This window comes from Arthrobacter sp. Rue61a (assembly GCF_000294695.2).
Classification (GTDB): Bacteria; Actinomycetota; Actinomycetes; order Actinomycetales; family Micrococcaceae; genus Arthrobacter; species Arthrobacter aurescens_A.
The window spans coordinates 1616867-1629792 of the sequence record NC_018531.1; the positions used below are offsets into that span (position 1 = coordinate 1616867).

Below are 12926 nucleotides of genomic sequence, written 5' to 3' on the forward strand. Positions count from 1 at the left end.
TAAGCAGTACACCCGGCAGGGCCGGTGGGCTTGAAAAAGCGCCACCGGCCCTTCCGGCCTTAACCCGAAAGGCCTTGATGACTGTTGTACCCTTGCCGTTGGAGCAGACCCTTCCCGGCGGCGAATTGATCCATGGTGCAGAGGGCGGTTCCGTCGTAAGGCGCTCCGTCCTTCCCGGGGGCGTGCGCGTCCTGACCGAGGCCATGCCCGGTCAGCGTTCGGCCACCATAGGGTTTTGGGTGGCAGTGGGTTCGCGCGACGAAGCGGACGGCCAGCACGGTTCCACACACTTCCTTGAGCACCTGCTGTTCAAGGGCACCAAGCGGCGCACAGCCTTGGAGATCGCCTCCGCTTTTGACGAGGTGGGCGGCGAGTCCAATGCGGCTACGGCCAAGGAAAGCACCTGCTACTTCGCCCGCGTCCTGGACACCGACCTTCCCATGGCCATCGATGTCATTGCCGACATGATCACCGGGGCTGTCCTCGATCCTGCTGAACTGGAGCAGGAGCGCGATGTCATCCTTGAGGAAATCGCCATGGACAGCGATGACCCCACAGACGTTGCCCACGAGAAATTCGTAGCGGCCGTCCTCGGCCACCACCCGTTGGCACGCCCCATTGGGGGAACCCCGGATGCCATCAAGGCTGTGGCGAGGGATTCTGTCTGGGCGCACTACCAGCGCTACTACCGCCCCGAGGAACTGGTCATCACCGCGGCCGGCGGCCTGGATCACGACGTCGTCTGTGAACTCGTTCTGGATGCTTTGAAGGCCGCAGGATGGCAGCTCAACGCCGATGCCGCGCCCGTGAATCGTCGTGGGACTGACCGGGCCGTCATCACGGGCACGTCGGGACTGCACGTAGTTAAGCGTCCCGTGGAGCAAGCAAACATCATCATGGGTTGCCCCACGATCGTTGCAACGGATGACCGCCGGTTTGTCATGAGCGTGCTCAACGCCGTCCTGGGTGGTGGCATGTCATCCCGCCTGTTCCAGGAGATTCGTGAGAAGCGCGGCTTGGTGTACTCCACGTACTCGTTCACGGCAGCGTATGCAGACGCCGGATACTTCGGGATGTACGCCGGCTGCACGCCGTCCAAGGTTCGCCAAGTGTTGGAACTTCTGGGCCTTGAGCTGGACAAGCTCGCCAAGGAAGGCATCACGGACGAAGAGCTCCGGAAAGCAGTAGGGCAGCTCAGCGGCGGGATTGTCCTCGCGCTTGAGGACACCGGCTCGCGGATGTCGCGGCTTGGCCGGGCGGAACTGGTGTCAGGAGAATTCCAGGACATTGACGAGACCTTGGCCCGTATCAAGGCCGTCACGGTGGAGGATGTTCAGGAGCTCGCCCGCGAACTCGCAGCGGCGCCCCGCACCATCACCGTTGTTGGTCCATTCGAGGAAACCGAGACCTTCGGCCTGTAGCTTCCTGTCCCGAATCTCTGGACTCCCGCACTGTAAACAGGGCAGCATGATCACACGATGATGCTGCCCTGACTACATTGGAGTCCTGATGGATCTGCCCCCAAGCGGCCATGCTGCGGAGATGCTGCGGGATTTCCTCGGTCATTGGCGGGGCATCACGGAGATCGCTGCGTCACCGTGGGGAACTGCACGGACAGCTGAGGCCGAGGCGGTGTTTACCAAGGCTGCGGGCGGCTACGCGGTGGTCCAGAGCTACAGGCACCGCGAAACCGACGGCACGCATTTCGAAGGTCATGGCATGTTCACTGTTGACCGGGACCACGGCGATACGCTGTGGTACTACGTGGACAGCATGGGCCGGCCGCCGGCGAGCCCGGTCCGTGGGACATGGAACGCAGGCACGTTGACCCTGGACCGGCGGACAGCCGACGGCGTGGCCCGGCACACGTTCCGCGTTGACGATGGCGTCCTGGTGCACACCGCAGACTTGAAGCTTGAGGGATCTGCCGAGTTCAGCCCGTTGTTGAAGAGCGTGTTCCGGAAGGTCTGAACCCCGAGCAGTCCTAGCCCCCTGCGCGGTCCTAGCCTCCGGCGAACGGCGGCAAAACGTCGATGACGTCTTCACTTCCCAAGGGAGCCGTACGGTCCCGGACGGCCACCTCATTGCGGAGGAAACTGCTGCGCGCCACGATCCTGGCGAGCGGCGGCGTGCCTTCGGGAGGCAGAGGGCGTTCGACGGCGAGGGCGGCTTCCAGCAGTTCCTCCAGGCTGGTGCCTTCCGGGAGGACGTGGCGTTCTTCTTCCACCCCGGCGGCCGCGCGTGCGGCAGCGAAGTAACGGACAAGCAAGGGTTCAGCCTCCGATTGCGCTCATGCTGCGGTCCGGCTGGACGAAGTCCGCTGCGCCGAGACCGGTGTGGTCCATGCCGTGGGCTTTGGGCTTGACCCACATGGCGTCCTGCCACCGTGACGCCAATTCGTCATCCGTGGCACCCTCACGGAGAATGCCCAACAGGTCGAATTCTTCGCGGGAGAAAAGGCAGCTCATGATCTTGCCCTCCGCGGTGATGCGAGTACGGCGGCAGTCAGAGCAGAACGGTTCAGTGACTGATGCGATGATGCCGACTGTACCGAGGACCGGCCCTGTGGCGACGCCCGTTGCCGCATCCCGGCGTCGTACTTCAAAACGTTCGGCCGGGGCACCGTCCCGCTCCCGGGGGTCGTTGTCCAGCACGAAGTCGCGGGAGAGCAGTTCACGAATCTCGGCGGCCGTGATCATGTTGCGCCGGGTCCATCCGTGGTCGGCATCCAGGGGCATTTGCTCGATGAAGCGGAGTTCGTAGCCGCGGCCCAGGGCCCAAGCCAAGAGGTCCGGCGATTCGGCGTCGTTGATGCCGCGCATCAGCACAGCATTCAGTTTCACGGGACCCAAGCCGGCTGCCCAGGCGGCATCTACGCCGGCCAGGACGCGGTCCAGGAAGGGGCGTCGCGTCAGTTTGGTAAACGTCTCCTCGTGGAGGGAATCGAGCGAGACGTTGATCCGGGTCAGGCCTGCAGCTTTCAGGGCTTGGGCCTTCTTATCCAGTCCCACGCCGTTGGTGGTCATGGAAATGGGGAGGTCCGGGTGGTCGCTCCGGATGCCGGCAATGATTTCCACCAAGTCGGCGCGGACCAGGGGCTCGCCGCCAGTCAGGCGGAGCTCACGTACGCCCAGGGCGTTGACGCCCACACGGACAATGCGGACGATTTCGTCTTTGGTCATCACGGCCTGTTTCGAGAGCCATTCCAAGCCCTCGGCAGGCATGCAGTACGTGCAGCGCAGATTGCATTTGTCCGTCAGGGACAGGCGCATGTCCGTTGCGCGCCGACCATAGCGGTCCCACAGCCCGGCGGGCGTGCCTGCGGGACGTGGGGGCGGAACTGCAAGGCCGCTTTCCGTGCTGCCTGCCGCGCCGCCCGTAGGGGGCACCGGCATGCCTAGCTGAACACTCATAAATTCAGGCTACGCCACCGCGGCTGGATCAGTGACACCCGTTACAGTCGCAGAGGCCTTTACCCACACAGTTCTTACGGATTCCATACACTTGTGCCCTTTGTGCCAGGATCGGGTGCCGGCCACCCCCAGCAAACCTATGCTGAAAGTGTGACCACAAATACGGCATCATCTGCACCGGGGAATCGTCGCATTCTTCTGGTAGAGGATGAACAGACCATTGCCGACGTTGTCCGCGACTACCTGCTGAAGGCCGGGTTCCAAGTGGACATGGCGGGGGACGGCTTCACCGCGCTCGAGCTGGCAGCCTCTCGTCAACCCGACCTTGTGATCCTGGACCGCATGCTGCCAGGACTGGACGGTGTGGAGGTCTGCCGCCGACTCCGCCAAACCATGAGCGTTCCCGTCATCATGGTCACGGCTCTGGGAACCGAAGACGACCGGATTCTGGGCTTGGAAATGGGAGCGGATGATTACGTCACCAAACCCTTCTCTCCGCGGGAGCTGGTCCTCCGGGTTAAATCGGTACTGCGCCGGAGCATCAAGGAATTCGCGCCGGAACCGCCTGTGGAGGCCGCAGGACTTGAACTGGATCCTGCCTCCCGGACAGTCACGCACGGCGGAGTTCCGCTGGCGCTGACGGTCCGTGAATTCGACCTCCTGGCTTTCATGATGCGAAGGCCCAACCAAGTTTTCAGCCGGGAAGAATTGATCAAGGCCGTCTGGGGCTGGGACTTCGGCGATCTGTCCACAGTCACGGTCCACGTCCGGCGCCTGCGGGAGAAAATCGAAGCCAACCCCACCAAACCCGAACTGCTCAAGACCGTATGGGGCGTCGGCTACCGCTTCGACAGCAAGCGATCCGATGGCGTCACTATGAACGTGCACGGCAAAGAGGGTGAGCATGGAAGGCAGTGAGCTGTGGGCCATCCTCGCGTGGGTCTTGTTCTGGGCCGTGCTCATCGGTGCCGGCACTTGGGTGCTTCTCCGGCTGCTTCGCCGGGCCTCAATACTCGCCCAGATCTGCCTGGTGGTGGTGGCCACCGTTGCCGTTCTGGTGGCGGGCATGGTCAGTGCCTTCACCGCGATGTTCATCTCCGCGAGGGACCTCGAAGTCATGTGGTACATCTTGGCCACTGCCTCGGCGGTTGCTGTTGCACTGTCCCTCATGCTTGGTGCCGGCGTCTCCCGGAACGCTGCCCACCTGGTGGACGCTGCCCGGCGCCTGGGGCGTGGCGAAACACTGGAACATACCGTGGCGGAGGGTCGGGGGAGCGCTCCTGCCATGACGTCCGAACTCGCCGAACTGGCCCAGGAACTTGAGGCCAGCAGCCGGAGCCTGGCCGAGTCCCGGCAACGCGAAGCCGCCATTGAGGCCGCCCGTCGCGAGCTGGTGTCGTGGATTTCGCATGACCTCCGAACACCCTTGGCCAGCATGCGCGCCATGACCGAAGCCCTTGAAGATGGCATGGCATCAGATGTTCAGGGCTATTACCGGAAGATCATCGGGCAAACCGAACAAATGACGGCCATGGTCAACGACCTCTTGGAACTATCCAAAATTCAGGCAGGCACCCTCCGCCTGCGTGCCGAGCCGCTGGACCTTTATGACCTCGTCAGCGATGCGCTCTCGGACTTGGCACCTTTGGCCGCGAAACGCGGAATCAGGCTCGACGGCGGCGGTGACCGGGAGTGCATGGCCGTCGCCGACGGACCAAGCCTGGCCCGGGCCGTGCGAAACATACTCCTCAACGCCATCATCTACAGCCCACCAGGCAGCGACGTCCACATTAGCGTCGGCCGGGATCGCGTGGGAGGTTCCGGCGGGAACGCCATTATCGCTGTGGAGGATCAGTGCGGCGGCATCCCGGACGAGGACCTCCCGCACCTGTTCGAAACGGGCTGGCAGAAAGACCCCGCCCGCCGCACCACGGAAGAGATGCAAGGCCGCTACAGCGGCGCAGGCATCGGCCTGAGCATGGTGGCCGGCATCGTCAAGGCACATGGGGGATCGGTTACCGTGGACAACGTCGACGGCGGTTGCCGCTTTGCGTTGTCATTGCCGGCTGGGGCACCCCCACCGGAATCATCGATGTCATCAATGACTCCTACCCATCAAGTCATCGCAACTGACAACCGCCCTGGAGGCTCGTCATGAGTACGCTCGCACCCGATAGCACCCAGCAGCGTCGCATCATGGGCAAGCCCGTATTGTGGGCCGCTGCGGCCGGGGTAGCAGCCGGAGCCGCCGGGATCGCGGCGGGCGAACTGACAGCAGGCCTCCTGAGCCCGCTGGTATCGCCGGTCACAGCCCTTGGTGGCGCCGTGATCGACGCCGTGCCGCCGGGAGTCAAAGACCTGGCAGTCCAGTTGTTCGGCACCGCAGACAAAATCGTGCTGGTGGTGTGCATCGTGGTCGTCGCAGGAATTCTGGCAGCGCTCGCTGGTGTCCTGGAACGCCGCCGGACCGGCTGGGGCCTGGCACTCGCTGGACTGGCGGGCGCAGCAGGACTGACCGCCGTCGTGACCCGAGCCCAAGCGAGCCCCCAAGCGGCCCTTGCACCGATCGTTGCCGCCATTGTCACCATGCTGCTGCTGCGAACGCTCATACGTCGGCTCGCAACCTGGGCTCCGTCCGAAGAAACCCCCGGGCGCGAAAAGGCGCCATTGGCTCGGCGAAGCTTTCTAAACGCCTTGGCTGGAACCTCACTCGCCGCCGTCGTAGCCGGAACGGTGACCACTGTCCTCACCAGGGCCACAGCGGTGGCTTCCGGTTTCCGCGGCTCCATGACGCTCCCGGAACCCGCCACCCCGGCGCAAGCCATTCCTGCGGGTGCGTCCTTGCCGGTGGATGGCATCAGCCCTTTGGTCACCCCGAATGCGGATTTCTACAGGATCGACACCGCATTGACCGTGCCGGCCATCGACCCCCCTGCCTGGACACTGAAGGTCACCGGAATGGTGGAACGCGAAGTTGAAATCGACTTCGCTACCCTCCTTGCCAAGCCCATGACACAACGCCACATCACCATCGCCTGCGTGTCCAACAACGTAGGTGGCGACCTCATAGGCAATGCCCTCTGGCTGGGCTGGCCCGTGAGGGAACTCCTGGCAATGGCAGGACCCAAAGCCGGCGCAGACATGGTCCTCTCCACCAGTAACGACGGCTGGACGGCCAGCACTCCCTTGGAGGCCCTCACCGATGACCGTGACGCGCTCCTGGCCGTAGGCATGAACGGTGAACCCCTTCCGCTGGAACACGGATTCCCCGTACGGTTGATCGTGCCGGGCCTCTACGGCTTTGTCTCCGCCACCAAATGGCTCACTGAACTGAAGGTCACACGTTTCACCGACGACACCGCGTATTGGACGCCCCGCGGCTGGAGCGATCACGGGCCCATCAAGACGCAATCGCGCATCGATGTACCCCGCAGCAGCCGGAGCGTCCAAGCAGGCAACGTGCAGTTCGGCGGTGTGGCATGGGCCCAGCACAGGGGAATCAACCGCGTCGAGCTCCGCGTCAACCGCGGACCGTGGCAGCAGGCAGCGCTTGCCGGCGCCATCTCCACTGACACTTGGTATCAGTGGCAGTTGGGCATCGACCTCACGCCAGGAGACTACGAAGTGCAAGTCCGGGCCACCGATTCCAGCGGTGTTCCCCAGACCGAAGACAAGGCACCTGTAGCCCCCGACGGTGCCACCGGATATCACACCATCAACGTCAAGGTGGGCTGAGGCCCTAGTCTGGGTACGTCCGGAGAATTCCCCGGAAGCCAGCGTGTCCACACAGGAGGATGTCCGTGCCCAGATCTGTTGCCGCCCACCGCCAGGCAGTGGTGGAACTGCTGACCGGCGTCAGTGCGGATAGGGGTAAGCTCCGCCTGCCACTGCTGGAGGCGCTGGGCAAAGCGCTCGCCGTCGATGTCTACGCGCCCCTCTCCCTGCCCCCGTTCGACAATTCCCAAATGGACGGCTTTGCCGTCCGCTCGGCAGACATTCCCGACGGCGGTGCGGAGCTCCGGGTAGCTGAGCCGGTTCCGGCAGGTGCCGCGCCGGCAGCACTCAAGCCCGGCTTTGCCGCCCCCATCATGACCGGGGCCGTGATCCCCGAGGGGGCCGACGCCGTCGTGCCCATTGAAAAGGCGACGCCGAACGCTTTCCCGGACCCTGCAGTGGGGGAGGCTGTTGTCGTCCTGCCTTCAGTCGCTCCCGGCACCTACGTCCGGGACAGCGGCAGCGACATTGGGAAGGGTGAACTGGCGCTGGTCGCAGGCACCCGGATGGGACCCGCACAGTTGGGTCTCTTGGCGGCCTTAGGCCTGACAACCGTTGAAGTCCGCAAACCTTGGCGCGTGCTTCTGGTCACAACCGGAGACGAGGTAGTGGAGCCCGGAAAGGAACTCACTGCCGGCAAGATTTTCGACTCCAACGGAACACTGCTCGAAGCCTCCATGCGACAAGCCGGCCTGGACGTGGTCCGCACCGGAATTTCCGATGACGACCCCTCCAAGCTGCTGGCGGTCCTCCAACGTCACACCGGACCGGCGGAGGACCGGGTAGATGTCATCGTCACCACAGGGGGAGTGAGTAAGGGCGCCTACGAAGTAGTCCGGCAGGCCATGGCGAACCAGCCGGTGGAATTCCTGCCGGTCGCCATGCAGCCAGGTGGACCGCAGGGATTGGGCACCGTCGAGGGTGTTCCGTTCCTTGGCTTCCCGGGAAATCCGGTCAGCTGCCTGGTCTCCTTCGAGATGTTTCTCCGACCGGCCCTTTCACAGGTACTGGGAACGCCTGCGCAGCGGCCGGTGCTCAAAGCACGTTTGGCCGAATCGCTGACCTCGCCGGAAGGAAAACACCAGGTTCGTCGCGGAACCATGGGCGCCGATGGCACGGTCCGGATGGAAGGCGGCGCAGGTTCCCACCTGGTCCACGCCCTGGCCCGGGCAAACGCGCTGGTGCAGATCCCCGGCGACGTCACGGAACTCGCCGAAGGGGACGAAGTGGAAGTATGGATGCTGTGAACCACACTCCCGAAAATTCCGGTGGCCTGACCCACCTCAGGCAGGACGGCACTGCGCAGATGGTGGACGTTTCAGAAAAAGCCGTCACTACGCGTGAAGCCACCGCCACAGCCACTGTCCGCAGCACGCCTAACGTCCTGGCCCTGCTGGGCGCCGGTGAGCTGCCCAAGGGCGATGCCCTCGCCGTGGCACGTGTTGCGGGGATCATGGCGGCGAAGAAGACACCCGAGCTGATACCGTTGTGCCATCCCTTGCCGATCTCCAAGGTCACGGTGGACTTCGAGCTGGGCGCCGACTCTGTTGAAATCCTGGCGAGCGTCAAGACCAGAGGCGTGACCGGCGTCGAAATGGAAGCCCTGACGGCGGCCTCGGTTGCCGCATTGAGCGTCTACGACATGATCAAGGCCGTGGACAAGCATGCAGTGCTGACCGATATTCGTGTGCTCGCCAAGAGCGGTGGAAAAAGCGGAGACTGGGACGTTTCCGGAGAATCGACCCCCAGGGAGGCCGGCGCGTGAGTGCGTGCGAGCCGATCACGCCGCGGAAGGCCGGCGTCGTTATCGCGTCAACCCGAGCCGCCGCCGGCGTGTACGCCGATGAGACGGGGCCGATCATCCTCGATTGGCTCAGCGAGCACGGCTTCGATACGTTCCCCACCATGGTGGTGCCGGACGGTGAGCCGGTCGGCGCTGCCCTGAGGGCACTCCTGACACAGCACCCCGCCGTGATCATCACCAGCGGCGGTACGGGCCTCAGCCCGGACGACCGCACGCCTGAAATGACGCTGCCCCTCCTCGAACGCGAGATTCCGGGCATCATGGAGGGTATCCGGCGCGCCGGCGCCGCCAAAACCCCCATGGCCATGCTGAGCCGTGGCCACGCCGGGGCAGCGGGGAAAACGTTCGTCATCAACCTGCCCGGATCCCCGAAAGGCGTCATGGACGGCTTGGCTGTCCTGGACCCTGTGATCGGGCACCTCTGTGAGCAATTGGAAGGAAACCATGGGCATTGAAACAAACTTTGAAGTGGTGAGCGCAGTCCTCAGCGCCGAGCCCATTTCCGTAGACCAAGCCATCAGGGCAGTGGAGTCGGATACCGCCGGAGCAGTGGTCAGCTTCAGTGGCGTCGTTCGAAATCACGACGACGGCAAGGCAGTGGACCGGCTAAGCTACAGCGCGCATCCCACGGCGCATCAGGTGATGTCGGACGTCGTGGCGCAGCTGGTTGCCGAGCACTCCGGAGAAGCGGCGCAACCCGTTCGGATCTGGGCAGCCCACCGGATCGGCATGTTGGAGATCGGTGATCCCGCGCTGGTGTGTGCAGTGGCTGCCGCCCATCGAGGCCAAGCATTCGCTGTGTGCTCCGAACTCGTGGACCGGGTCAAAGAACAGGTCCCCATATGGAAGGAACAGTTCTTTACTGACGGCACCGTGGAATGGGTGGGAGCAGGGGAGTAGGCCGGAGTAACGGTTCCTGCCGGGCTCCGGCCCGGCGGTAGGGTTAACGGCATGACCGAACAACTTGCTGTTGCAGTGCTGGGCGCCCACGGGCGCATGGGAATTGAAGCCGTTAAGGCTGTTGACGCAGCCGAAGACATGAAGCTCGTAGCCGCTCTGGGCCGCGGCGATTCCCTGGAGAAACTGCTCGACGCCGGTGCACAGTACGTTGTTGACCTGACCGTTCCGGACATCACCGAGACCAACGTCCGGTTCGCCGTGGAGCACGGCATCCACGCAGTTGTGGGTACCACTGGCTGGGACGCCCACCGGCTCGATTCCTTGCGGAGCCTCTTGGAGCAAAAGCCGGACACCGGTGTTCTGATCGCCCCGAACTTCGCCCTCGGATCGGTGCTCGCCTCCGCGTTCGCGGCGAAGGCGTCGCAATACTTCGAGTCCGTGGAAATCATCGAACTGCACCACCCCAACAAGGTTGATGCTCCCTCCGGCACCGCAGTGCGCACGGCACAGCTGATCGCTGAAGCGCGCCAGGAAGCCGGCGTCCCGGCGAGCCCGGACGCCACGGAAACATCACTGGACGGTGCGAGGGGCTGCGACGTGGACGGGGTTCGTGTCCATAGCGTGCGCCTCCGCGGTTTGGTGGCCCATCAGGAAGTGCTCTTCGGTGGTCCGGGTGAGCAGCTGACGTTGCGCCACGACTCCTTCGACCGTGCCTCCTTCATGCCCGGCGTCCTTCTCGGGCTTCGCAAAGTCGCAGCCAACCCCGGCCTCACCGTTGGCTTGGACGGCTACTTGGACCTGGGGCTCTAGGACCATGGGCAATTTTTGGACCTCTTTGAAGAAGAACCGCACCAAAATCTGGGTGGGTGCCATCACCTTGCTGTTGGTGCTTTACCTGGTGGTTTCCGTGCAGCGCTCGTTCCTCTTGCTCGGCGACCCCAACCTTGTAGCCAAGGGGATCGGGGCCGCCTATCTGGTCCTGCCTGTTGTTGGCGCATGGGCGCTCATCCGTGAGCTGCTTTTTGGTGCCCGTACAGAGCAGATGGCCAAGGTTCTGGAAGCCGAGGGCGGATTGCCGGTTGATGATCTTCCGCGCACTCCCGGCGGGCGTATTGTCCGCGCAGCTGCTGACGCCGAGTTTGAGAAGTACCGCGCCGAGGCCGAGGCCGCTCCGGAGGACTGGCGCTCATGGTTCCGGCTCAGCTGCGCCTACGATGCCTCAGGAGACCGCAAACGTGCACGTGCATCCATGCGTGACGCCGTGAAGCTCTTTCGCTCTCAGCCCACCGCAGCTGGCCGGTGACGGCCCAGGCTTGATGCCGTATGGGCCACCCACTCCAATGGTCCGCGGCGCCGAAGTACGGCGAAACAAACGCCGATCACAACAGCAGTGAGAGCCTGGGCCCAGTACATACCTTCATCTGTCCACCCCGAGGGCAGGGGCTGGTTGGTGAAGCCGGAGACAACCCACACGTGCGCTGAATAGAGGGTCAGGGTCATCGCCCCCGGCCCGCTCAGCAGGATCAGGAAGTTGACCTTGATCCGCTCCGCCCAGGTGCCGAGCAGCAGGAACAAACCCACCACGGCCGCAGCCACGCCACCGCTGTGCAGCAGGTCCAAGGTGGTCCCGGCGTGCGGGGACGCTGTCGCCAGCCACCACCATGTACCGGTCTGTTCGAGGCCGGTGACGTTCACCTGAAGCATGCTCTCCAACGGGTATCCGCGGGTGTTCGGGAGGACTGAAAGTGCAGCCCGACCACCCCACAGCTCCATGGCAAGGATTCCGACGACTTTTGCCAGGCCGGCCACCACGACCCCGCAGGTCAGCAGCAGCACTTGGACTCGCGCCGTCGTCAGCGCCAAGCGGCCGATCACCAATCCGAGCAGCAGATAAGAGATCCACTGGAACGCGGGGTAGTAGCCGGTGAAAAAGAGGTCGGCGAGGAGGAGCGCAGGCGTCTCCATGTCCTCCCAGTTGGGATTGTGGCCCAACTTCAAGGGAGGGTTGGCGTCCAGCAGCAGAGGCCGGACCAGATATGCCAGCACCGGTGACAGCAGGACCCAGCCAAGTGCCCAAAAGCAGAGCGCCTTGAGCCGAAGGCCGAGGAACGGCAGGATGCACAGGAACAGAACCGCGTAGTGGACGAGGATCACGGCTACGTTGACTTCCAGGCCGCCCAGCATGAGTCCGACGACGGCGATCACCAAGGCGCGCATGGCAACTCCACCCCGGGCAGCCCATAGTTCCGTGCCGCTGCGGGGCTCCTGCTTGCCCGTACTGAGCGCCAGCCCGACGCCGGCGAGGACGGCAAACAGCGCCGCGGACCTGCCTGAGAACACCAATCCCACAAAGGTCGGCTCCCATTGCGGGGACGGTCCGAACGTTGGCATCACGTGCGTGGCCATCATCCCCAGCAAGGCTGCACCCCTGGCGGCATCTATCCCTGTGAGCCGGGAGGAGACGCGTCGGCCGCCTGGCGCTTTCTGCGTCGGGGTCGTCTCTTGCGAAGTCATGCAGCGATCGTCTCATAAGCCAATGTGAGCCGCTCGTGATGTGACAAGAAGCCCTTGTGTTCGAATATATGTTCGAATAACATGGCTGCATGAACGAAGCTCCCAAGCCGCCGGAAGGCATTCAAGGACCCATGAAAGCGATGAGCCCCGGCGTCGTCGATTTCCTGTTCAGGCAGCTCGTAGCGGGCGAGCCTCCGGAAGACACCCAGTGGCGGCGTGAAGGTCCTGTCTTGGCGGAGCAGACGCCGGGGGCCGAACTCGCCCGTCGGCTGTCCGAGACGGACCTGGCGTCCTTGACGCCCCTGGAACTTTTCGAGTACGTTCGCGCCTCGCAGCGCTTGGTGGCTTGGGCAGAACAGCTCAAGGAGCGGGCAGTGGCGCACTACTGTGCGGAGGAGCCTGCACGGGCGCCCAAACCCGCTTAACAGCCTCGGACCCGTCTCCTTCCACAGCTCTGTCGCCAGCGAATGAGGACCACCACGCGGGACCCATTCTTCCAACAAGCCTGCGACAGGGTAACG

Annotated in this window: 15 protein-coding genes; 12 read left to right on the forward strand and 3 right to left on the reverse strand. The window is 63.9% G+C overall.

Translation table 11 applies throughout. The features are described 5' to 3' along the window. Window positions 1-77: 77 nt before the first annotated feature. Window positions 78-1421: a M16 family metallopeptidase gene (locus ARUE_RS07430; protein ID WP_014921277.1), complete on the forward strand. Its 1344-nt coding sequence runs from the start codon at window positions 78-80 to the stop codon at window positions 1419-1421. A gap of 88 nt (window positions 1422-1509) precedes the next feature. Further along, window positions 1510-1971, forward strand: coding sequence for a DUF1579 family protein (locus ARUE_RS07435; protein WP_011774284.1), 462 nt, complete (start codon window positions 1510-1512; stop codon window positions 1969-1971). A 31-nt stretch (window positions 1972-2002) separates the two neighbouring features. Here ARUE_RS07435 and ARUE_RS07440 read toward each other — a convergent pair whose 3' ends face one another. Together ARUE_RS07440 and moaA are read right to left on the reverse strand one after the other, a co-directional pair. Then, window positions 2003-2269, reverse strand: a complete 267-nt coding sequence (locus ARUE_RS07440) for a MoaD/ThiS family protein (protein ID WP_011774285.1) — start codon at window positions 2267-2269, stop codon at window positions 2003-2005. 4 nt (window positions 2270-2273) lie between these two features. Then, window positions 2274-3413 (reverse strand): GTP 3',8-cyclase MoaA, encoded by a 1140-nt coding sequence (gene moaA / locus ARUE_RS07445; protein ID WP_011774286.1) that lies wholly within the window; start codon window positions 3411-3413, stop codon window positions 2274-2276. A gap of 150 nt (window positions 3414-3563) precedes the next feature. Between moaA and ARUE_RS07450 the strand changes: the two genes are divergently transcribed. Genes ARUE_RS07450 through ARUE_RS07490 form a run of 9 tightly spaced genes read left to right on the forward strand, consistent with a single transcriptional unit; the run spans window position 3564 to window position 11194 of the window. After that, complete coding sequence (locus ARUE_RS07450; protein WP_014921278.1) at window positions 3564-4331, forward strand: response regulator transcription factor; 768 nt, start codon at window positions 3564-3566, stop codon at window positions 4329-4331. After that, the gene (locus ARUE_RS07455; protein ID WP_011774288.1) at window positions 4318-5571 is read left to right on the forward strand and encodes a sensor histidine kinase; all 1254 of its coding nucleotides are present in this window, start codon (window positions 4318-4320) and stop codon (window positions 5569-5571) included. Before ARUE_RS07450 ends, ARUE_RS07455 begins: the two co-directional genes overlap by 14 nt. Continuing rightward, window positions 5568-7148 carry a molybdopterin-dependent oxidoreductase gene (locus ARUE_RS07460; protein WP_014921279.1) on the forward strand — a complete coding sequence of 527 codons (1581 nt, stop codon included), beginning with the start codon at window positions 5568-5570 and terminating at the stop codon, window positions 7146-7148. Before ARUE_RS07455 ends, ARUE_RS07460 begins: the two co-directional genes overlap by 4 nt. Window positions 7149-7207: 59 nt before the next feature. Further along, window positions 7208-8434, forward strand: a complete 1227-nt coding sequence (locus ARUE_RS07465; protein WP_014921280.1) for a molybdopterin molybdotransferase MoeA — start codon at window positions 7208-7210, stop codon at window positions 8432-8434. Continuing rightward, window positions 8422-8952, forward strand: coding sequence for a cyclic pyranopterin monophosphate synthase MoaC (gene moaC / locus ARUE_RS07470; RefSeq protein WP_011774291.1), 531 nt, complete (start codon window positions 8422-8424; stop codon window positions 8950-8952). The genes ARUE_RS07465 and moaC overlap by 13 nt, the downstream gene beginning before the upstream one ends. Beyond that, window positions 8949-9446: a MogA/MoaB family molybdenum cofactor biosynthesis protein gene (locus tag ARUE_RS07475; protein WP_014921281.1), complete on the forward strand. Its 498-nt coding sequence runs from the start codon at window positions 8949-8951 to the stop codon at window positions 9444-9446. The genes moaC and ARUE_RS07475 overlap by 4 nt, the downstream gene beginning before the upstream one ends. Continuing rightward, entirely contained in the window at window positions 9436-9891 is a 456-nt protein-coding gene (locus ARUE_RS07480) for a molybdenum cofactor biosynthesis protein MoaE (protein WP_014921282.1), read from the forward strand. The genes ARUE_RS07475 and ARUE_RS07480 overlap by 11 nt, the downstream gene beginning before the upstream one ends. Before the next feature lie 51 nt (window positions 9892-9942). Beyond that, on the forward strand, window positions 9943-10701 hold the full coding sequence (gene dapB, locus ARUE_RS07485; RefSeq protein ID WP_011774293.1) for a 4-hydroxy-tetrahydrodipicolinate reductase: 759 nt from the start codon (window positions 9943-9945) through the stop codon (window positions 10699-10701). A gap of 4 nt (window positions 10702-10705) precedes the next feature. Continuing rightward, window positions 10706-11194, forward strand: a complete 489-nt coding sequence (locus ARUE_RS07490) for a hypothetical protein (RefSeq protein ID WP_014921283.1) — start codon at window positions 10706-10708, stop codon at window positions 11192-11194. Here ARUE_RS07490 and ARUE_RS07495 read toward each other — a convergent pair. After that, complete coding sequence (locus tag ARUE_RS07495) at window positions 11170-12405, reverse strand: heparan-alpha-glucosaminide N-acetyltransferase domain-containing protein (protein ID WP_011774295.1); 1236 nt, start codon at window positions 12403-12405, stop codon at window positions 11170-11172. The two genes, ARUE_RS07490 and ARUE_RS07495, sit on opposite strands and share 25 nt — an antisense overlap. A gap of 89 nt (window positions 12406-12494) precedes the next feature. Between ARUE_RS07495 and ARUE_RS07500 the strand changes: the two genes are divergently transcribed. After that, a complete protein-coding gene (locus ARUE_RS07500; protein ID WP_011774296.1) occupies window positions 12495-12830 on the forward strand; it encodes a hypothetical protein in 336 nt (111 codons plus the stop codon). The last annotated feature ends 96 nt before the right edge of the window (window positions 12831-12926 follow it).